This is a genomic window from Bacillus sp. FSL R9-9492, from assembly GCF_038007365.1.
Taxonomy (GTDB): domain Bacteria; phylum Bacillota; class Bacilli; order Bacillales; family Bacillaceae_G; genus Bacillus_A; species Bacillus_A mycoides.
In genome coordinates this window covers 4,927,596-4,947,341 of record NZ_JBBOXC010000001.1, presented here as the reverse complement: position 1 = coordinate 4,947,341, position 19,746 = coordinate 4,927,596, and the positions used below count along the sequence as shown (strand labels likewise).

Below are 19,746 nucleotides of genomic sequence, written 5' to 3'. Positions count from 1 at the left end.
TCAGTGGGGGATGAACAAAACCCCCACTGATTAAAGTTTCACTTTATAATTAGAACTGGATTTTTTTCTCTAAGAAACCTTTTAGTTCGCTAATTGGCATACGAACTTGTTCCATTGTGTCACGGTCACGTACTGTAACAGCTTTGTCTTCAACAGAGTCGAAGTCGTATGTGATACAGAATGGAGTACCGATTTCGTCTTGACGACGGTAACGTTTACCGATAGAACCAGTTTCATCAAAGTCTACCATGAAGTCTTTAGCTAGTTCTGCGAATACTTCAGTAGCACCTTCAGATAGCTTTTTAGATAATGGTAAGATAGCTGCTTTATATGGTGCTAAAGCAGGGTGGAAACGAAGAACTGTACGAGAATCGTTTTCTAATTGCTCTTCTTCATATGCATCACATAAGAATGCTAATGTTACACGGTCTGCACCTAGAGATGGCTCGATGCAGTAAGGCACGTAACGCTCATTCGTTTGTGGATCGATATAGTTAAAGTCTTCGTTAGAGTGTTCCATATGACGTTTTAAATCGAAGTCTGTACGAGATGCAACGCCCCATAGTTCGCCCCAACCGAATGGGAATCTGAATTCAATATCAGTTGTTGCGTTACTGTAGTGAGATAATTCGTCTTCACCGTGGTCACGAAGACGCATGCTTTCTTCAGTCATACCAAGTGAAAGTAACCAGTTTTTACAAGTTTCACGCCAGAATGCGAACCACTCTAAATCTTCACCAGGCTTACAGAAGAATTCAAGTTCCATTTGTTCGAATTCACGTGTACGGAATGTGAAGTTACCAGGTGTGATTTCGTTACGGAAACTTTTACCGATTTGGCCGATACCAAATGGAAGTTTTTTACGCATAGAGCGTTGTACGTTTTTAAAGTTTACGAAAATACCTTGTGCTGTTTCAGGACGAAGGAAGATTTCGTTTGTGCTAGACTCTGTAACACCTTGGAATGTTTTGAACATTAAGTTGAACTGACGGATTTCCGTGAATTCTTGGCTACCGCAATCTGGGCATTTTACTTCATGTTCTTTCATTAAGTCAGCCATTTGGTCGAAAGTAAGACCGTCAACGACCATTTCGATACCTTTTACGTCTAATGCATCTTCAATTAATTTGTCAGCACGGTGACGAGCTTTACATTTTTTACAGTCGATCATTGGATCATTAAAGTTACCAACGTGACCAGAAGCGATCCAAGTTTTTGGGTTCATTAAAATAGCAGCATCTAAACCAACGTTGTGTGGAGATTCTTGAATGAATTTTTTCCACCAAGCTTTTTTGACGTTATTTTTTAATTCGATTCCAAGTGGACCGTAATCCCATGTGTTTGCAAGACCACCGTAAATTTCAGAACCAGGGAAAACGAAACCGCGATGTTTCGCTAAGTTTACAACTTGTTCCATTGAATACATAATAAAATCCTCCTTTTGAAAGTTAACGTATTTGCGATGACGTGATGGGTACTTTGGAAACGAGCAATATATGCTTTAAAAAACATAAAAAAACGCTCATCCCAAGGCTTAATCGCCTAGGGACGAGCGTTTGCCCGCGGTTCCACCCTAGTTGATACACAAAATGTGCATCCACTTTATCACGTATTGCTCGAGACTGCCGTTTCCTCGCAGCTTCAGGCTTTCACTATCCCTGAATCGCTTTTTATGCAAGTACTTATAAGTCCGTCATCGCTACTTATATTAATAATAATGAACATATTTTAACACGTTCTTTTTTAAATCTCAATAGAGGAACGTGCCCATCTAGGATAGAGTCTCGCCTATTTTTTCGTTATTTATTCCGTAATTTTGCTTAATATGCTTAATTGCTTCGCGTTTACTAAGCGAGGCAAGTTCGTTATTTTGAACGTATTCCCATACTACATCTGGTTTTGTTTTTGCATATTCGCGAAGGATCCAGCCGATTGCTTTTTGAATGAAAAATTCTTTTGAGGAATGTAGTTGTCCGATAATCCAGAAAAGGAGTTCTTCATCCATTTTTTGTTTGTATTTCAGCTGGAATAAAATAGCGGCACGTTGTAACCATATGTTTTCTGATGCAATCCACTTTGGAATATATGCGGAAATTAATTCTGGATGTTTTAAAAAGATAGCACCTAAAAATGTAGGGACGATGCTATCAACAGAATCCCACCAAGATTTTGTGACAATAAGTTCTTCTAAAAATGGGATGTGAGTTTCATTTATGTGTTTTTTATATTTTTGTATGATATCGAGTGTGGCAGCTTGAAATTCACGTTCTGGTAGGTCCCAAAGTTCACGCACGATAATTTGGAAGTCCTTTTTATCTGGGAGAGTATGTATTTGAATTACGTCTTTCAATAACTGTCTTCTCTCAGGAGTTTGAATACCGAGAAACGGGAAGTGATTTTTCATATAACGTGCCATCGGTTCTGCTTTTTCGGGATTTTGATGAGCTGTAAAATGCTCTTGTAATGCCTTTACAAATGGATGCATAGGTATGTGCTCCTCTCTCATTATCTTTCTCTTCTTATTATACAAAGAGTTTGGTTAAATTTTAAAACATAACTTGCACTGTAATGAAATATGTTGAGAAGAGAGAGGAGAGGATAAGATGGAAGATCAAGGCGTACTAGCAGGTTTCTTTGCTCTTAGTTTTGCGTTTATGCTTGTTATAATAATTTGGGCAATTATTTCGTATTTGTTAACGGCTTTTGCACTTTATACGATGGCAAAAAATGATGGTGCAACTGATGGTGTTCTTGCTTTTATTCCGTTTATAAATAGTAAGATATGGGGTGATTTAGCGAAAGATAAATTACCAGATTTCTTGAAAGAAGAAGCAGGGTGGAAAGTATTTGGCATATATGTTGGATGCTTCATCTTTAATTTCGTACCAATTCTATATATATTAGCAACAGCTGTATCACTTGTACTGTCTATTTATCTTATCTATGCTATTTTGGATAGATACGGAACGAATTCCATACTATTTACGATCATTCATACAATCACATTTTCGGTTTTCTTGCCGATTCATTTGTTCATTATTCGGAATGAGCCGGTGAGGTATAACGAGTAGGCGTATCAAAGTTGCCCTGCGGTCGATATATTTGGTTCTATAATAATTCGGATATGCTGAAAAAAGAACGAAAGCGCCCTGCTGAGCAGGGCGCTTTTTTCTACTACATAAGATAGCGTAAGTAAATGTAAATATGAGAAATGATTAATGAAACGATCATAATTGGGAAGCCGACTTTAAGGAATTCCATGTAGCTGAATTTATGTCCTTCACGACTTGCGATACCAGCTACGATTACGTTAGCAGAAGCCCCGATTAATGTTCCGTTTCCACCTAAGCAAGCACCTAATGCTAATGCCCACCATAGTACGTCGACTTGTGCGTCAGAAGGTGATAAACCTAGCCCAACTGCCATATCGTTAATAAGTGGAATCATTGTTGCAACGAATGGAATGTTATCGATTGTTGCAGAGGCGATACCAGATACCCATAGAATAAGGATAGATGCCTGAGAAATATCTCCGCCTGTTATTCCAATTACTTTTTGAGCTAACATTTTGATAAGCCCGATATCAATAAGTCCTCCAACGAGTACGAATAGTCCCGCGAAGAAGAAGATTGTTACCCACTCTACACTTGCGAATACCTCTTCAATTTCATGCTCTTTCACACCGATTAGCATAAGTACAGTAGCGCCAGTTAAGGCGATGATAGCTGCATCAATATGGAAAATGGAATGAGTCATGAAACCTAAAATAGTAAGGCCAAGTACTGTTAAAGATTTCTTCATTAATACTGGGTCTTTAATGTATTGTTTTTCATCTAAGCTCATTAATTTTTTAATTTGTACAGGATCAGCAATTAATTGCTTACGGTACATGAAGTAAAGAATTGTTGCCGTAACAGCAATAATGATGATTACGATAGGTGCTAAGTTGAATAAGAAAGCATTGAAATCTAAATGCTTATTTGCAGAACCAATCATAATATTTGGCGGATCACCAATTAATGTTGCTGTTCCTCCGATATTTGAAAAAATAATTTCAGAAAGTAAATATGGAACAGGATTTACTTGCAAGATGCGCGTAATAGATAAAGTAACTGGAACAACAAGAAGTACTGTTGTAACGTTATCTAAAAATGCGGAACCGAGCGCGGTAAGTAAGGAAAGTGAAATTAAAATTTTAATTGGATTTCCTTGTGCTCCTTTTGCGGCTTTAATGGCAACGTATTGGAAGACACCTGACTTACTTGTAATGTTTACGAGTATCATCATACCGATGAGTAATGTAATTGTTCCCCATTCAATATGTTTCGTAAAGGCATTGTGTAAGTCAACGACCCCTGCAATTACCATGAATGCTGCACCAAGAAGTGCGATGACAGCACGGTTAATTTTTTCAGAAATAATAATGGCATATGTAATTAAAAAGACTGCGATAGCGAAATAATACTGCCAGTTTGCGAGTTCTTGCGTTGTTTCGTGCAAAACTCTCATCTCCTTTCATTCACTTTTCTTAGTGTGTCAAAAAATTAACTAGATGAAACACACATAACGTCATTATAAAGTAGAAAAATGGCGGATGTAAATGGAAGGGTTTATTTTGTCATATTTTCTGCATAGGTCATTTTTTCTTATTTTTAAAAATATTTGTGGGCATCTGACATATATATAAGATACATCCAATCTGAATATTTAAAATCGAATCAGCATTCGAGCTTGTTCGTGTAGGAGTGTCAAATAGAAAGGAATGACAAATATGATAAGGAAGGGATCGTATGGATGAACAACGATTTTTGTTTTTAGACTTTGAGTTTACGATGCCCCAGCATAGAAAAAAGCCAAAAGGTTTTTTCCCAGAAATTATTGAGGTCGGACTCGTTTCAGTTGTTGGTTGTAAGGTGGAAGATACGTATTCATCGCATGTTAGACCGAAAACATTTCCGTCTTTAACAGATCGATGTAAAAAATTTTTAGGAATTAAACAGGAAGTAGTGGACAAAGGAATTTCTTTTCATGAACTTGTTGGGAAACTTGGAGAATATGAAAAGAGTTGTAAACCGACAATTGTAACGTGGGGAAATATGGATATGAAAGTCTTAAAGCAAAATTGCGAAATGGCGGGAGTGGAATTTCCATTCTTTGGACAGTTTCGTGATTTATCGCTTGAGTATAAGAAGTTTTTTGGAGAGAGAAATCAAACAGGGCTGTGGAAAGCAATTGAGGCGTATGGAAAAGCAGGAACAGGAAAGCATCATTGTGCGCTTGATGATGCGATGACGACATATAATATTTTTAAGTTAGTAGAAAAAGATAAAGAGTATTTAGTCAAACCAGCACCTCCGACATTAGGGGAACTTGTTGATTTTTCGAAAGTGTTAAAGAAAGTGAGTACACAGTAACGACCAAATTGCAAAATATGTAATTTGGTCGTTTTGTTTTTTTAAAGTTTGTAATCTTGCTTCAATTGCTGAAGTGTTTCTAGACTACGCCCCGCAAAAGGTGAATCATCTTCAGAAAATGAATTCATTTGAGTTTCTAATGCTAATTTTAGTGACTCTGTATAGTCCGGAACTTCTCCTTCATATTTCTTCACCATTTGCTCTGGAATGTTCGTCTGTTCACGAAAAGCTAAAGCGCGTCTTTCATGGAAGAATGGTACGTCAGCTTGTTTTACATTATGTAAATCACCTTGCACTGGATGTTTTAAAACAGCTAATACTTTTACGACGTAACTGCCAGGACGGCTATTTGTAATTTCGCCGATGTATTTTCCAGTTTTATAAATACCAGTAACGATTTCGCCAATTTCAAATGTTTCTCTCATATTTTTCACCTCAAGTTAATAGTAAGGAAAGTGCGGAAAGGAGTCAAAGAAATCATTCGCTTAAGGAATGTCCTTGAGAATATGAATGGGTTCCACTATAATTTAAAATAATATAACAGAAAATTCTGATGTTAGATATTTTCATAAATCCCCTAACGAGGAGTGTTTACCATATGATGCCTTTATATTTTCCTGAAGATAAAACGGAGTATATTATTCCGGGTATTGTTTGCGTTCTATTTATCATCGGTGCGGTTGCTACGTGGCGTATGTTTATTCGTGTATCAAAACGAGAAGCAGAGCGATTACAGAAAGTAGAAGAAAAGCTTTTAGCTGAAAAGAAACAGTAGTTCATTTTTGTATGTTTCCTTCTATGCTCGGACAATCTAAGGGCAGAAAGTATTTTGGAGGGAATTGAATGAAAAGACAGCTTTTTTTCAGTTGTTGTTTATTATTTCTAATGGCGGGTTGTGACCAAGGGAAGCCGAAAGAAATTGATGTGAAATTACATAATGCTTCAGGTGATGAAGTTGGGACTGCAAAAGTAGTTCAGCAAACAAGTGGAGTGAAAATTACCATTAAAGCGGAAGGCTTTACACCAGGACCACACGGGATACATGTACATGAAATCGGAGAATGTAAAGCGCCACGTTTTGAATCATCTGGGAATCATTTTAATCCGGATAATAAAGAACATGGGCTCCTCAACCCGAAAGGTGCGGAAAATGGTGATTTACCGAACGTAGTTGCAGACGGTTCGGGAAAGATTAAAGCAGAAATCGATGCTCCGCATATAACGCTTGAAGAAGGAAAAACGACGATTCATAGAAAAGATGGAGCGTCTATTATTATTACAGAAAACGCTGATGATGGTATGACGCAACCAACTGGTAAATCTGGTGGCCGAATTGCTTGCGGTGTTATCGTAAAAAAAGTGTCGGATATGAAGAAAAAATAGAAGCTACCGTGAATGGTAGCTTTTGTTGTGAAACCGCCTGATAGTAAGTGGAATTATATCGATTTACCGAAAAAAGGAGGTTATCCCAAAATCATTTTGGGATAGCCTCCTTTTTTTGTTATGAGAATGTATGGTGTAGTCTGTTTAAAATTTCTTCTAAAACAGATCTAGGACAGCCAATGTTAATTCGGATATAGGCTTCTCCACCTGTTCCGTATTTCTCACCAGGCTCAATGATGATTTTACCTTTCTCTTCAAGCAATGCTGTTCGTTCATCTTGAGAAAGATCCAAGTGGGAACAATCAATCCACAGTAAAAAACTACCTTCTGGTTTAATTACAGAAAGAGCTGGTATGTGATTTTGAATATACTCACAAGCAAATTGAGCGTTATCTTCAACATACAATCGAATTTCATTTAGCCAATCATTACATTCTGTATAGGCACTTTGCATTGCTGTATAAGCAAATGTATTTAATCCGTGGAATCCTTGTCTATATTGGATAGACATAAAGGCATTACGGAGATTTTCATTCGGAATAATAATGATCGATGCTTGTAATCCAGCGATATTAAATGTTTTGCTCGGAGCCATACAAGTAATAGTGCGTGCTGCTAATTCTTCAGATAAAGAAGCAAACGGTGTATGAGTATGGCCTCTATAAATAATATCGGCGTGAATTTCATCCGCGACAACGGTTACATTATATTGCGTACATAACGTACCGAGTTTTGTTAGCTCCTCTTTCGTCCAAACGCGCCCGATAGGATTGTGAGGGCTGCAAAGAAGCATTAGTTTTACACCTTGTTTAAATTGAGTTTCTAGATGCTCGAAGTCTATCTTATATATGCCATTTTGTTTAAATAAGGGACTCTCACATAATTGTCTATTATTTGTTTTGACCATTTCAAAAAATGGTGGATAAATAGGAGGTTGTACTAGTACGGCTTCTCCTTCTTTCGTTATAGCTTGTATGCTCGTACTAAGAGCTGGAACGATACCTGCGCTAAATACAATCCATTCTTTTTGTATTTCCCAATTGTATTGGCTTTTCGTCCAATTACAAATGATATCCCCAATATTTTCAGGAGGAAGTGTATAGCCGAAAATAGGATGTTCTGTGCGTTTTTGTAATGCAGTTTGAATTGGTTTTGGTACTTCAAAATCCATATCGGCAATCCAAGCGTGGATGAGCTCTTCATTTTTATATGTATCCCATTTTGTACTATGCGTTCCGCGACGATTTACCGTTTTATGAAATAGTTGCATATGTTTGCTCCTTTCTTCTGTCAAACTGTTAAGTTATGAAAATTCTCACTCTTCTTATAGAATAGCTGATGTGATACGATAAAGAAAAGCATTAAAAAGTGAAAAGGCGGGAAGCAGATGGGTGCATATGACAAAATGATTGAGGTTGTGAAAAATTGGGATCCGTTTCAAATGGGACCGGAGTTTTATGAAACAGAAGCGAGCGATGTTGTAAACGTCGTAAGTGTGTTTGATGATCCGAAATACATCGCAAAGAAGATTCAACATATATACTTTATGTCTTTTGAAGAAGTACCTGCACTTGAAAAATGCGAAAAATTAGCAGTAGAGTTACTCGTACTAAAAGAAGGCGGAAGTTGTTCGTTATAGGCTGTCGGAATTTACGACAGCCTTTTTGTTTATTTTCATTTGTGCTGATTGATTAAAGCTTCACCTTATCCCGTTTTAACGGGCAGTAAGGCTCCCGCCTCAAAATTCGGTTGAAGCAAAGAGGTTAGGCGAGAAATCAAACTGCCCGTAAAGACCCCCCACGGATTAAAGCTTCACTTTATTGCGTCGCAAACGTAATAATTTCTTCATAAACATGATCGGGCTTTTCTTCAGGTAGTAAGTGCCCTGTATTTTCGTAAGAAATGAAAGTTGAATTAGGTAGGTCCTTATGGAGACGGTGTCCTACATGTACAGGGACGACGCGATCTTTTTCACCCCAAATGAGTAATACTGGGGTTTCGATTTTTTGTAATTCAGTTGAAGATAAGTCACCTTCACGGTCTCTTATCATTCGAGTTAAAGCAGGGAATATACGATCATCATAAAAAGGAGCAGCATAGCCTTCCATCATTTCATTGTCAATTAATGAATGGTCATGAACGACATTCATTAAGTTATGGACGATGCCCCTTCGAATAATCCAGTTCTTCACGTATAAGTGGAAGAACGGTAAATAAGAGGAGTACAGTAAAGGTAAGTTTGCGCGTGCTAAATAACTAGAGCTACATAGTAAAATCGTCTTTGAAATTAATTCAGGGCGTAGTCGGTTTACAAAGAGTGAAATTTGTCCGCCCATAGAATGGCCAACTAATACAATATTCGAGAGAGATAAATGTTCGATTAAATCGATAATAATAGCTGCTAAATTGTGATAAGAATATTTAAAGAGATGAGATTTATCACTTTTTCCGAATGGTGGTAAATCAAGGGCAATTACTGTACCTTCCTTTGTTAGTAAAGGAATGAGTCGTCGATAGCTAAATGAGGAAGAGAGGAAGCCGTGAACGAGTACGAAAGTAGGTCGTTCTTTTTTAGTATTATGTTCATACAATTCGTAATGAATAGTAGTCCCGCGAGTGGAAAAAGTGAAGTAAGGGCATTTGCATTCATGGTTCATTTTTTGTCACTCCATTGATTTTTGTTCATATCATCTCCCGGCAAGAAACAAAATATGTTAACAAAAAAAGGCAAGATGACATCGTCATCTTGCCTTTCGCTTATTTATCCCGCTATTTACCGGGCAGTAGACTCCCACCTCAAAATTCGGCGAATGCGAGGAAGTTAGGTGGGAGATAACTGCCCGTAAAAGCCCGATTGGTGAAGGCTAATAATCAGTGGGGGATGGACAAACCCCCCACTGATTAAAGTTTCACTTTATAATTACCCACGCACAATATTAGGTGGTGTTTTTCCTTGTAATCCTGCTACTAAATTTTCCGCAGCTGTCATTGCCATCTGCTGCCGAGTTTTTAATGTTGCAGATCCGATGTGCGGTAAAGTTACAACATTTTGTAATGATAAGAGCGGATTCTCTTTTTGAATCGGCTCTTGTGTAAATGTGTCGATGCCGGCTGCGAATATTTTCTTTTCTGTTAACGCATGAATTAATGCAGTTTCATCTACTGTTTTCCCGCGAGAAGCATTAATGAAAATTGCTGTTTCTTTCATTAGTGAAAATTCCTTTTCACCGATAAGATGATACGTTTCATCTGTTAATGGAGTAAGAAGAATAATAAAATCAGATTGTTTGATTAAAGTTTGTAAATCACAATATGTAGCATCAAATTTTTGCTCAGCTTCTTCTTTACGGCGACGGTTATAGTAAAGGACATTCATATCAAAGCCGAATTTCGCTCGTTTTGCGACAGCTTCTCCAATTCGTCCCATTCCGATAATACCAATCGTACTATGATGTACATCTAGTCCGAAGTGTTCTTTTCCAATTTCAGCGTTCCATTCACCATTTTTCACATAGGAATTGAGTTCGCAAACACGGCGACCAGCAGATAACATAAGAGCGAAAACAAGATCGGCTACTGTATCATCTAACACATATGGAGTATTCGTTCCGATAACATTTTGTTTCTCCATCGCTTTTAAATCAAAGTTATCATGGCCAACAGAAATGTTACTTACTACTTTTAAATTAGGAGCAACCTGCAATAACTCTGCATTTATAGTAGATCCGAAATTTAATAACCCATCTTTATCTTTTATTTTTTCTAATAGAACATCACGAGGTACTTTCTCGTTTTGATCCCATTTTTCAAAATCACAGTGTTCTGATAAATAGTTTTCTACAAATGTTGGAACTGGTTCGGCAATATATACTTTTGGTTTCACGGTTCCATCCCCTTTCACTTTATCCTGCGTTTTTTCACTGATTAAAGTTTCACTTTACCCCGATTTAACGGACAGTAAGCCTCCCGCCTCAAAAAGCAGCTTAAGCAAAGAGGTTAGGTGGGAAAGCAACGGTCCGTAAAAGCTCGATTGGTTCAAATAATAATCAGCGGGGTGAGTCTTTCCACTGATTAAAGTTTCACTTTATTTTGACATAATTCACTAAAAAAATCTTCTTTTCAAATTGGAAAGAGTATTTGTATAATTTAGACAGAAACTAAAAGGAAGGATGATTTATATGGTGACAGAGAAAGAATTGGAATTATTAGCTTGTCTTGAAAAGAATAGTCGTTTATCTGTAGATACATTAGCGAAGTTGTTAAATATAGAAGTAGAAGAAGTGAAAAAAATGGTTACGAAATTAGAAAGTGAAAAGATTATCGTGGACTATGTAACACATATCGATTGGACAAAAGTGAAAGAACATACTGGTTTAACGGCGATGATTGATGTGAAAGTTACACCGAAGCGTGGTGTCGGTTTTGATGCAGTAGCTGAACAAATTTATCGCTATTCAGAAGTGAAATCCGTTTATTTAATGTCTGGGACATATGACCTTTCTATTACATTAGAAGGAAAGACGATGGGAGAAGTAGCGATGTTTGTTTCTGAGAAATTAGCAACAATTGAATCTGTCGTTTCAACGACAACTCATTTTATTTTGAAGAAGTATAAACATGAGGGGATTATTTATGAAAAGACAGATGATGATAAGAGAATTGTGGTGACACCGTGAAGCAATTTGACCTATCTAGAGTAGCAGAATCTTTACAACCGTCCGGTATACGAAAGTTTTTTGATTTAGCGGCAAGTATGAAAGGTGTTATTTCACTTGGAGTGGGAGAGCCGGACTTTGTTACACCTTGGAATGTAAGGCAAGCATGTATTCGTTCTTTAGAACAAGGATATACGTCATATACAGCAAATGCAGGATTATTGGAGCTCCGTCAAGAAATAGCAAAGTATCTAAAAAAACAATTTGCAGTATCTTATGATCCGAATGATGAAATCATTGTTACAGTTGGAGCGAGTCAAGCGCTAGATGTAGCGATGCGTGCTATTGTAAACCCTGATGATGAAATACTTATTATTGAACCAAGTTTCGTTTCGTATGCACCGCTTGTTACGTTAGCGGGCGGGGTCCCAGTTCCAGTGGCGACTTCATTAGAAGATGAATTTAAAGTACAGCCAGATCAAATTGAAGCAGCTATTACAACGAAAACAAAGGCAATATTACTTTGTTCTCCCAATAACCCAACAGGCGCAATGTTAAATAAATCCGAATTAGAAAAGCTAGCTGTTATTGTTGAGAAGTATAATTTAATCGTGTTATCGGATGAAATTTATGCAGAGCTCGTATACGACGAAGCATATACGAGTTTCGCGAGTATTAAAAATATGCGTGACCATACGATTTTAATTTCAGGGTTTTCAAAAGGGTTTGCCATGACGGGATGGCGTCTTGGGATGATTGCAGCCCCTGTTCAATTTTCAGAATTAATGCTCAAAATCCACCAGTATTCAATGATGTGTGCACCGACGATGTCTCAATTTGCAGCACTTGAAGCATTACGCGGGGGAAATGATGAAGTAATTCGAATGAGAGATAGCTATAAAAAACGTCGTAACTTTATGACGACATCTTTCAATGAAATGGGCTTAACATGTCATGTGCCAGGCGGGGCATTTTATGTCTTCCCTTCTATAGCTTCAACCGGACTATCTTCAGCAGAATTTGCAGAACAATTATTATTAGAAGAAAAAGTGGCTGTTGTTCCTGGAAATGTGTTTGGCGGGAGTGGTGAAGGATTTATTCGTTGTTCGTATGCAACATCGCTTGAGCAACTTATGGAAGCAATGAAGAGAATGGAACGGTTCATAGAGAATAAAAAAAGGACAAAACACAATACGTTTTGTCCATAAAAGGGGGGGAATACTAGAAAGCCATGTGTTAGTATTCTATCCTAATATTGGAGAATTATACGTATTACAGGAAATTTTTTCGTGAATTTTGAATGAGTTCTATCAAAGTGGTATAATTTACTAATATAAGGTGGGAGTAACCTCGGTGTTTTACTTAGGATACTTACCACTAATCGGATATTTAAAAATAAATACATCTGCTTTGCTATTTACAATTGTAGAGAAAATGGTAAACGTATGGGAGTGTTTCACATGTCAGAACAATATACAACGGGAGTGGTTGTAACAGGGAAAGTAACTGGAATTCAAGATTACGGTGCATTTGTAGCTTTGGATGCAGAAACACAAGGACTTGTGCATATATCTGAAATCACAAATGGGTATGTAAAAGACATTCATGACTTTTTAAAGGTCGGAGATACAGTAGAAGTAAAAGTACTTTCAATTGATGAAGAACACAGAAAAATGAGTTTATCGTTAAAAGCGGCGAAAAGAAAGCAAGGACGAATTCTTATACCGAATCCATCAGAGAACGGATTTAATACACTGCGAGAAAAGCTAGCAGAATGGATTGAAGAGTCGGAGGTAATAAAGTAAAAGAGGAACGCATATGAGCGTTCCTCTTTTACTGTGACTTATGATATATATATTTGCAAATATGATTGCATGCAATCATATTCGTATGTCGGAGGCGAAAAAGACATACTGACTATTGAATTTCATGTGTTTCTGGGTGAGTACCAAGATTCTCGGATGGTTTAAATAGTAAGCCGAGATTGATAAGCCCAGAAATACCAACGATGCCGTAAATAATACGTGCAAGAGCTGAGTTCTGTCCCCCGAAAATAGCCGCTACTAAGTCAAACTGGAAGAACCCGATCAGTCCCCAGTTAACAGCGCCGATTACAGTGAAGACTAATGCGATACGTTGCAAGGTACTCATGAAAAGCCCCCCCTTAATGTGAAGCGTGAGCAAGCAAGGAGTTAATAAGAAAATTTAACTCCTTTATAGAATGGTATAGTTTTGTTGTTTTTATACATGAAAAATGTACGAAAAACGATGTATATACATCTATACCGAAAAATTCGAATTTTTATGCAAAAAATGAACTTTTTCTAAAAAATAAATAATGGTTACGTTTACAATTGTTGAATCGCTTGATTTACAACTTTAGTTTCGCTAAAGTGAATACAGAAATACATATACATAATTGGAGGGAAAAAGATGAGTACACATGTAACGTTCGACTATTCTAAAGCGTTATCCTTCATCGGTGAAAATGAACTAACTTATTTACGTGATGCAGTAAAAGTAACACATCATGCAATCCACGAAAAAACTGGAGCTGGGAACGATTTCCTTGGGTGGGTAGAGCTTCCGCTTCAATATGACAAAGAAGAATTCGCTCGCATTCAAAAATGCGCAGAAAAAATTAAAAATGACTCTGACATTTTACTTGTTGTAGGTATTGGTGGTTCTTACCTAGGAGCACGCGCAGCAATTGAAATGTTAAACCATTCTTTCTATAACACGCTTTCTAAAGAACAACGTAAAACTCCACAAGTGCTATTTGTTGGACAAAACATTAGCTCCACTTACATGAAAGATTTAATGGACGTACTAGAAGGTAAAGACTTTTCTATTAACGTTATTTCCAAATCAGGTACAACAACAGAGCCTGCAATCGCATTCCGTATTTTCCGTAAATTATTAGAAGAAAAGTATGGAAAAGAAGAAGCACGCAAACGTATTTATGCGACTACAGATAAAGCGCGCGGTGCTTTAAAAACATTATCTGATAATGAAGGCTACGAAACGTTCGTTATTCCAGATGATGTTGGCGGTCGTTTCTCTGTATTAACACCAGTAGGTTTATTGCCAATCGCTGTAAGTGGCCTAAACATTGAAGAGATGATGAAAGGTGCAGCTGCTGGTCATAATGATTTCGCGAAATCAGAACTTGAAGAAAACCCAGCTTACCAATACGCAGTAGTTCGTAATGCTCTATATAATAAAGGGAAAACAATTGAAATGCTTGTTAACTATGAGCCAGCACTTCACTACTTCTCTGAGTGGTGGAAACAGTTATTTGGTGAAAGTGAAGGAAAAGATCAAAAAGGTATTTTCCCATCTTCAGCAAACTTCTCAACTGACTTACACTCATTAGGTCAATACATTCAAGAAGGTCGTCGTGACCTATTCGAAACAGTTCTTAAAGTAGGTAAATCTACACACGAACTAAAAATCGAATTAGACGACAACGATTTAGATGGATTAAACTACCTTGCTGGTGAAACGATAGACTTCGTAAACACAAAAGCATACGAAGGTACATTACTTGCACATAGCGATGGCGGAGTACCAAACTTAATCGTAAACATCCCTGAATTAAATGAGTACACATTCGGTTACCTTGTATACTTCTTCGAAAAAGCATGTGCGATGAGCGGCTACCTATTAGGCGTAAATCCATTTGACCAACCAGGAGTAGAAGCATACAAGAAAAACATGTTTGCTTTACTTGGTAAACCAGGATTTGAAGAATTAAAAGCAGAATTAGAAGAGCGTTTAAAATAATAAAAAGCGATCGGGTCTCCGGTCGCTTTTTATTATTTTATTGAAAGGTACATCGGTATATTCAAACTAGAATGGGTATGCTAAAGGAAAAGTCTAGGAGGGATGGGCTTGATTCCGATTCAATCAAAATTAGAAGGATGTACATATGCGTTATATAAGTTAGAAGAGGTTATGAAACCACTTGGATATAGTATTGGCGGCAATTGGGATTATGATAAAGGATGCTTTGATTATAAAATCGACGAAGAAGAAGGGTATCAATTTTTACGCGTACCATTTACAGCGGTGGATGGGGAACTAGATGTGCCTGGTGTAATAGTCCGTCTTGAAACACCGTATATTCTTTCGCACGTATATCAAGACGAACTAGATGATAATGTTAATGCTTTAACAGCTGGAACGAGTGGATTGGATCAATTTGCGGAGCCGCAAGATCCAGATGGAGATGTGAAAAGAAAGTATGTCAATATTGGTAAAGTATTGGTACAAGAACTAGAAAATCATTTTTTTAATGGTGAATAACGATGAGTATGTCGCTTTCGATGAGAATGAAAGAATGAACTGGATTGATCATATATTGTTCGTCGCGCTTTACACCTAGTAAGAGAATGTTTTGCTTTAAAAGAGTATAGCTACAATTTGCAAAGGACTGTCCGGTGCAGGACGGGGGAATCTCCATCAGTTGTAATTTGTTATCAGAGATTTCATCGTAAAGTGAGAATAGTACACCTGAAATGGAAGGGAATAAAAGAGAAGCGGTAAATACATAGCTCGTTAATTTATTTCCTTCTATAATTTCTGATACGCCAGCTCTCGTTGCATTTTGGATTTGTTCAGAAGTAAGAAGTTCAGCGATGCAGTGAATGTTTGGATTAAGTCCTTTTGCAGTTAAAATATTTAAAATGGACTGTGTATCTGCTAAGCTTTCGTTCTTCTCTTTATCCGCTGTTATTAATATAGTGTGAGCTGTTGTAATGTTAGCTTTTAATAAAGTTTGATCGTGATGCGGACAACCTTTTATAAATTCTAAATGATGAAATGGCTTTGGAAGTAAAGAAAGTGTTTCATCAATTAAAACGATATCAAGGTTCGGTTGTAATATGTGCATTTGTTTTACAACATGTTTTGCACGCTCATTCCAGCCAACGATAATCATATGACCATTAGAGGTAGCAGCTGCTTCACCTTTAATTCTCATATATTGTTTATTAATCATGTCGGTAGCGAATAGAACCATATAATAAGAACAAAATCCCGTTCCTAATAAAATAATACATATACCAATAAGTTTTCCTATCGTTGTATGGGGGGCGAAATCGCCGTATCCAACGGTGAAAATGGTAACGATTGACCACCAAACCCCGTCGAACCATGTGGTGAAGTGAGATGGCTCTAATATATGTATAAGAAAGCCGGAGAAGGCAGTAAGTACAATAATAAAACAAATTAAACGAAAAATAATGGAATCACGAAATGTATCTACTAAATTCGGACGGGATTTCAAGTTCCTATTCCTCCTTACTTTTCAGGACTACATTCATTGTTACCATTATAGAAAAAAGAAAAACTCTCTAATTAAAAAGAGAGTTCATTTCATAATTAATACATACTTTCAACTTCAGTTTGTTGAACACTTTCAAGATGCTGAAGAGCATAATAAACATCAGCAGTATGTCTTTTTTGATCGATAGACAATTTTAAATGTAAATAGTGCGAACCATTTTCCAATGTTTTGAGCTTCATGTTCTTAACTTTTATATCCATTTCTTTTATTTCTTCAATTACGGTCGGGATATTGTCCATATTTCGTACAACGAGTCTCACTGCGATATCACGTTGGCGAAATGATCTAGGACCGACGTATTTCATCGCTAATGGTATAAGTTCTACACTAATCATAAGGAAACACATTCCGAAAATAGCCTCGATATAGAAACCAGCTCCAACGGCAATGCCGATGCCAGAAGCACCCCAAATCATAGCGGCGGTCGTTAACCCCGCAATACTATCGTTTCCTCTGCGTAAAATTACACCGGCACCTAAAAAACCAATTCCTGATACAATTTGAGCGGCAAGTCGAAGTGGATCCATATTCATATGATCGGTATGTGGTAAGTTGTAAGCTGCTTTAATAGAAACAATAGTTAGGAGGCAACTAATAATAGAAATAACTAAACACGTTTTTAAGCCGAGTGGTTTACGTTTTAATTCGCGCTCTAAACCGATAGCGAATCCTAAAATAGCCGAGAGACCTAGTTTTATTAATAAGTCGGTGTAGTCCATGTATATTCCTCCTTGTATGATATGGTATATGAATAAAACGTTTATCCCACTATTTGCGGGCAGTCAGCCCCGCCTCAAAATTCGCCGAATGCGAGAAAGTTAGGTGGGAGACGACTGCCCGTAAATGCCCGATTGGTGAAGGCTAATAATCAGTGGGGGATGAACACCCCACACTGATTAAAGTTTCACTTTATATAGAAAGAAACGTTTTTTGACAGAGTGACTTTCTATAGAATATATGTAGGAATTACTTAGAAATGAAAGAGATGTTTCGTTTAAGTATATGATATTAAAAAAGAAATGTAGTTGGTTTCAAAAAAGTTTTCAAAAGGTGTTGCATTTCATTTTTTCACATGATATATTAATAAACGTCGCTGATGCAGAAACGCAGAAAACGACAAAAAAGAAATTGAAAAACATAGTTGACATCGAAAAATGAAGATGTTAATATGATGAAGTCGCTTCTGAAGCGGCAGATAAGTTCTTTGAAAACTGAACGAAACAAACAACGTGAACGTCAATTTTTATTTTTAGATGCTAGACAAACTAACTTTATTGGAGAGTTTGATCCTGGCTCAGGATGAACGCTGGCGGCGTGCCTAATACATGCAAGTCGAGCGAATGGATTAAGAGCTTGCTCTTATGAAGTTAGCGGCGGACGGGTGAGTAACACGTGGGTAACCTACCCATAAGACTGGGATAACTCCGGGAAACCGGGGCTAATACCGGATAATATTTTGAACTGCATAGTTCGAAATTGAAAGGCGGCTTCGGCTGTCACTTATGGATGGACCCGCGTCGCATTAGCTAGTTGGTGAGGTAACGGCTCACCAAGGCGACGATGCGTAGCCGACCTGAGAGGGTGATCGGCCACACTGGGACTGAGACACGGCCCAGACTCCTACGGGAGGCAGCAGTAGGGAATCTTCCGCAATGGACGAAAGTCTGACGGAGCAACGCCGCGTGAGTGATGAAGGCTTTCGGGTCGTAAAACTCTGTTGTTAGGGAAGAACAAGTGCTAGTTGAATAAGCTGGCACCTTGACGGTACCTAACCAGAAAGCCACGGCTAACTACGTGCCAGCAGCCGCGGTAATACGTAGGTGGCAAGCGTTATCCGGAATTATTGGGCGTAAAGCGCGCGCAGGTGGTTTCTTAAGTCTGATGTGAAAGCCCACGGCTCAACCGTGGAGGGTCATTGGAAACTGGGAGACTTGAGTGCAGAAGAGGAAAGTGGAATTCCATGTGTAGCGGTGAAATGCGTAGAGATATGGAGGAACACCAGTGGCGAAGGCGACTTTCTGGTCTGTAACTGACACTGAGGCGCGAAAGCGTGGGGAGCAAACAGGATTAGATACCCTGGTAGTCCACGCCGTAAACGATGAGTGCTAAGTGTTAGAGGGTTTCCGCCCTTTAGTGCTGAAGTTAACGCATTAAGCACTCCGCCTGGGGAGTACGGCCGCAAGGCTGAAACTCAAAGGAATTGACGGGGGCCCGCACAAGCGGTGGAGCATGTGGTTTAATTCGAAGCAACGCGAAGAACCTTACCAGGTCTTGACATCCTCTGAAAACTCTAGAGATAGAGCTTCTCCTTCGGGAGCAGAGTGACAGGTGGTGCATGGTTGTCGTCAGCTCGTGTCGTGAGATGTTGGGTTAAGTCCCGCAACGAGCGCAACCCTTGATCTTAGTTGCCATCATTAAGTTGGGCACTCTAAGGTGACTGCCGGTGACAAACCGGAGGAAGGTGGGGATGACGTCAAATCATCATGCCCCTTATGACCTGGGCTACACACGTGCTACAATGGACGGTACAAAGAGCTGCAAGACCGCGAGGTGGAGCTAATCTCATAAAACCGTTCTCAGTTCGGATTGTAGGCTGCAACTCGCCTACATGAAGCTGGAATCGCTAGTAATCGCGGATCAGCATGCCGCGGTGAATACGTTCCCGGGCCTTGTACACACCGCCCGTCACACCACGAGAGTTTGTAACACCCGAAGTCGGTGGGGTAACCTTTATGGAGCCAGCCGCCTAAGGTGGGACAGATGATTGGGGTGAAGTCGTAACAAGGTAGCCGTATCGGAAGGTGCGGCTGGATCACCTCCTTTCTATGGAGAATTGATGAACGCAGTTCATCAATAAACGTTGACTTGTTTTGTTTCGTTCAGTTTTGAGAGAACTATCTCTCAAGTTTAAATGTATGTTCTTTGAAAACTAGATAACAGTGTA

At 38.3% G+C, this 19,746-nt stretch carries 20 protein-coding genes and 1 rRNA gene; 11 read left to right on the top strand and 10 right to left on the bottom strand.

Annotated elements, in window-relative coordinates:
- Positions 1 to 49: 49 nt before the first annotated feature.
- Together MKY70_RS25530 and MKY70_RS25525 are read right to left on the bottom strand one after the other, a co-directional pair.
- The gene (locus MKY70_RS25530; protein ID WP_002034552.1) at positions 50 to 1,426 is read right to left on the bottom strand and encodes a glycine--tRNA ligase; all 1,377 of its coding nucleotides are present in this window, start codon (positions 1,424 to 1,426) and stop codon (positions 50 to 52) included.
- 345 nt (positions 1,427 to 1,771) lie between these two features.
- The gene (locus tag MKY70_RS25525) at positions 1,772 to 2,485 is read right to left on the bottom strand and encodes a DNA alkylation repair protein (protein WP_341025998.1); all 714 of its coding nucleotides are present in this window, start codon (positions 2,483 to 2,485) and stop codon (positions 1,772 to 1,774) included.
- A 118-nt stretch (positions 2,486 to 2,603) separates the two neighbouring features.
- Here MKY70_RS25525 and MKY70_RS25520 point away from each other — a divergent pair, with 118 nt between their 5' ends.
- Positions 2,604 to 3,071, top strand: a complete 468-nt coding sequence (locus tag MKY70_RS25520) for a hypothetical protein (protein WP_002034556.1) — start codon at positions 2,604 to 2,606, stop codon at positions 3,069 to 3,071.
- A 103-nt stretch (positions 3,072 to 3,174) separates the two neighbouring features.
- Here the strand turns inward: MKY70_RS25520 and MKY70_RS25515 are convergent, their stop codons facing one another.
- Positions 3,175 to 4,500, bottom strand: a complete 1,326-nt coding sequence (locus tag MKY70_RS25515) for an ArsB/NhaD family transporter (protein ID WP_002139350.1) — start codon at positions 4,498 to 4,500, stop codon at positions 3,175 to 3,177.
- A 290-nt stretch (positions 4,501 to 4,790) separates the two neighbouring features.
- On the opposite strand from MKY70_RS25515, the gene kapD reads away from it, so the two are divergent.
- On the top strand, positions 4,791 to 5,414 hold the full coding sequence (kapD, locus tag MKY70_RS25510; RefSeq protein WP_341025997.1) for a 3'-5' exonuclease KapD: 624 nt from the start codon (positions 4,791 to 4,793) through the stop codon (positions 5,412 to 5,414).
- A 41-nt stretch (positions 5,415 to 5,455) separates the two neighbouring features.
- Here kapD and MKY70_RS25505 read toward each other — a convergent pair whose 3' ends face one another.
- Positions 5,456 to 5,839, bottom strand: coding sequence for a kinase-associated lipoprotein B (locus tag MKY70_RS25505; protein WP_088033106.1), 384 nt, complete (start codon positions 5,837 to 5,839; stop codon positions 5,456 to 5,458).
- Positions 5,840 to 6,012: 173 nt separating this feature from the next.
- Here MKY70_RS25505 and MKY70_RS25500 point away from each other — a divergent pair, with 173 nt between their 5' ends.
- Together MKY70_RS25500 and MKY70_RS25495 are read left to right on the top strand one after the other, a co-directional pair.
- A complete protein-coding gene (locus MKY70_RS25500; protein ID WP_000982763.1) occupies positions 6,013 to 6,189 on the top strand; it encodes a hypothetical protein in 177 nt (58 codons plus the stop codon).
- A 68-nt stretch (positions 6,190 to 6,257) separates the two neighbouring features.
- Positions 6,258 to 6,797: a superoxide dismutase family protein gene (locus MKY70_RS25495; RefSeq protein WP_341025995.1), complete on the top strand. Its 540-nt coding sequence runs from the start codon at positions 6,258 to 6,260 to the stop codon at positions 6,795 to 6,797.
- A 118-nt stretch (positions 6,798 to 6,915) separates the two neighbouring features.
- Here MKY70_RS25495 and MKY70_RS25490 read toward each other — a convergent pair whose 3' ends face one another.
- The gene (locus MKY70_RS25490; protein WP_341025994.1) at positions 6,916 to 8,067 is read right to left on the bottom strand and encodes a MalY/PatB family protein; all 1,152 of its coding nucleotides are present in this window, start codon (positions 8,065 to 8,067) and stop codon (positions 6,916 to 6,918) included.
- Between the two features lie 117 nt (positions 8,068 to 8,184).
- Between MKY70_RS25490 and MKY70_RS25485 the strand changes: the two genes are divergently transcribed.
- Positions 8,185 to 8,436, top strand: a complete 252-nt coding sequence (locus MKY70_RS25485) for a YugE family protein (protein WP_002015854.1) — start codon at positions 8,185 to 8,187, stop codon at positions 8,434 to 8,436.
- Between the two features lie 178 nt (positions 8,437 to 8,614).
- Here the strand turns inward: MKY70_RS25485 and MKY70_RS25480 are convergent, their stop codons facing one another.
- Together MKY70_RS25480 and MKY70_RS25475 are read right to left on the bottom strand one after the other, a co-directional pair.
- On the bottom strand, positions 8,615 to 9,454 hold the full coding sequence (locus tag MKY70_RS25480; protein WP_002034539.1) for an alpha/beta fold hydrolase: 840 nt from the start codon (positions 9,452 to 9,454) through the stop codon (positions 8,615 to 8,617).
- 263 nt (positions 9,455 to 9,717) lie between these two features.
- Positions 9,718 to 10,698: a 2-hydroxyacid dehydrogenase gene (locus MKY70_RS25475; RefSeq protein WP_341025993.1), complete on the bottom strand. Its 981-nt coding sequence runs from the start codon at positions 10,696 to 10,698 to the stop codon at positions 9,718 to 9,720.
- 277 nt (positions 10,699 to 10,975) lie between these two features.
- Between MKY70_RS25475 and MKY70_RS25470 the strand changes: the two genes are divergently transcribed.
- The 3 genes from MKY70_RS25470 (at position 10,976) to yugI (ending at position 13,257) form a co-directional block, all read left to right on the top strand.
- Positions 10,976 to 11,473: an Lrp/AsnC family transcriptional regulator gene (locus MKY70_RS25470; RefSeq protein WP_002067952.1), complete on the top strand. Its 498-nt coding sequence runs from the start codon at positions 10,976 to 10,978 to the stop codon at positions 11,471 to 11,473.
- Positions 11,470 to 12,660 (top strand): aminotransferase, encoded by a 1,191-nt coding sequence (locus MKY70_RS25465; protein WP_002129685.1) that lies wholly within the window; start codon positions 11,470 to 11,472, stop codon positions 12,658 to 12,660. The genes MKY70_RS25470 and MKY70_RS25465 overlap by 4 nt, the downstream gene beginning before the upstream one ends.
- A gap of 252 nt (positions 12,661 to 12,912) precedes the next feature.
- Positions 12,913 to 13,257, top strand: coding sequence for a S1 domain-containing post-transcriptional regulator GSP13 (yugI, locus tag MKY70_RS25460; RefSeq protein ID WP_002015848.1), 345 nt, complete (start codon positions 12,913 to 12,915; stop codon positions 13,255 to 13,257).
- Between the two features lie 112 nt (positions 13,258 to 13,369).
- Here yugI and MKY70_RS25455 read toward each other — a convergent pair whose 3' ends face one another.
- On the bottom strand, positions 13,370 to 13,603 hold the full coding sequence (locus tag MKY70_RS25455; protein WP_002034535.1) for a DUF378 domain-containing protein: 234 nt from the start codon (positions 13,601 to 13,603) through the stop codon (positions 13,370 to 13,372).
- A 282-nt stretch (positions 13,604 to 13,885) separates the two neighbouring features.
- Between MKY70_RS25455 and MKY70_RS25450 the strand changes: the two genes are divergently transcribed.
- Both MKY70_RS25450 and MKY70_RS25445 read left to right on the top strand, forming a co-directional pair.
- A complete protein-coding gene (locus tag MKY70_RS25450; RefSeq protein WP_002015845.1) occupies positions 13,886 to 15,238 on the top strand; it encodes a glucose-6-phosphate isomerase in 1,353 nt (450 codons plus the stop codon).
- Positions 15,239 to 15,346: 108 nt separating this feature from the next.
- Entirely contained in the window at positions 15,347 to 15,760 is a 414-nt protein-coding gene (locus MKY70_RS25445) for a YugN-like family protein (RefSeq protein ID WP_002131278.1), read from the top strand.
- On the opposite strand, the gene MKY70_RS25440 is transcribed toward MKY70_RS25445, so the two are convergent.
- Complete coding sequence (locus MKY70_RS25440; protein ID WP_002191049.1) at positions 15,747 to 16,742, bottom strand: potassium channel family protein; 996 nt, start codon at positions 16,740 to 16,742, stop codon at positions 15,747 to 15,749. The genes MKY70_RS25445 and MKY70_RS25440 overlap by 14 nt on opposite strands.
- Before the next feature lie 95 nt (positions 16,743 to 16,837).
- A complete protein-coding gene (locus MKY70_RS25435; protein WP_002143579.1) occupies positions 16,838 to 17,521 on the bottom strand; it encodes an MgtC/SapB family protein in 684 nt (227 codons plus the stop codon).
- Between the two features lie 552 nt (positions 17,522 to 18,073).
- On the opposite strand from MKY70_RS25435, the gene MKY70_RS25430 reads away from it, so the two are divergent.
- Positions 18,074 to 19,625 (top strand): 16S ribosomal RNA (locus tag MKY70_RS25430).
- Positions 19,626 to 19,746 lie beyond the last annotated feature (121 nt).

Coding starts and splice junctions, on each gene's coding strand:
- MKY70_RS25530 (WP_002034552.1), bottom strand. CDS start 1,426: ATGTATTCAATGGAACAAGTTGTAAACTTAGCGAAACATCGCGGTTTC.
- MKY70_RS25525 (WP_341025998.1), bottom strand. CDS start 2,485: ATGCATCCATTTGTAAAGGCATTACAAGAGCATTTTACAGCTCATCAA.
- MKY70_RS25520 (WP_002034556.1), top strand. CDS start 2,604: ATGGAAGATCAAGGCGTACTAGCAGGTTTCTTTGCTCTTAGTTTTGCG.
- kapD (WP_341025997.1), top strand. CDS start 4,791: ATGGATGAACAACGATTTTTGTTTTTAGACTTTGAGTTTACGATGCCC.
- MKY70_RS25505 (WP_088033106.1), bottom strand. CDS start 5,839: ATGAGAGAAACATTTGAAATTGGCGAAATCGTTACTGGTATTTATAAA.
- MKY70_RS25500 (WP_000982763.1), top strand. CDS start 6,013: ATGATGCCTTTATATTTTCCTGAAGATAAAACGGAGTATATTATTCCG.
- MKY70_RS25495 (WP_341025995.1), top strand. CDS start 6,258: ATGAAAAGACAGCTTTTTTTCAGTTGTTGTTTATTATTTCTAATGGCG.
- MKY70_RS25490 (WP_341025994.1), bottom strand. CDS start 8,067: ATGCAACTATTTCATAAAACGGTAAATCGTCGCGGAACGCATAGTACA.
- MKY70_RS25485 (WP_002015854.1), top strand. CDS start 8,185: ATGGGTGCATATGACAAAATGATTGAGGTTGTGAAAAATTGGGATCCG.
- MKY70_RS25480 (WP_002034539.1), bottom strand. CDS start 9,454: ATGAACCATGAATGCAAATGCCCTTACTTCACTTTTTCCACTCGCGGG.
- MKY70_RS25470 (WP_002067952.1), top strand. CDS start 10,976: ATGGTGACAGAGAAAGAATTGGAATTATTAGCTTGTCTTGAAAAGAAT.
- yugI (WP_002015848.1), top strand. CDS start 12,913: ATGTCAGAACAATATACAACGGGAGTGGTTGTAACAGGGAAAGTAACT.
- MKY70_RS25455 (WP_002034535.1), bottom strand. CDS start 13,603: ATGAGTACCTTGCAACGTATCGCATTAGTCTTCACTGTAATCGGCGCT.
- MKY70_RS25450 (WP_002015845.1), top strand. CDS start 13,886: ATGAGTACACATGTAACGTTCGACTATTCTAAAGCGTTATCCTTCATC.
- MKY70_RS25435 (WP_002143579.1), bottom strand. CDS start 17,521: ATGGACTACACCGACTTATTAATAAAACTAGGTCTCTCGGCTATTTTA.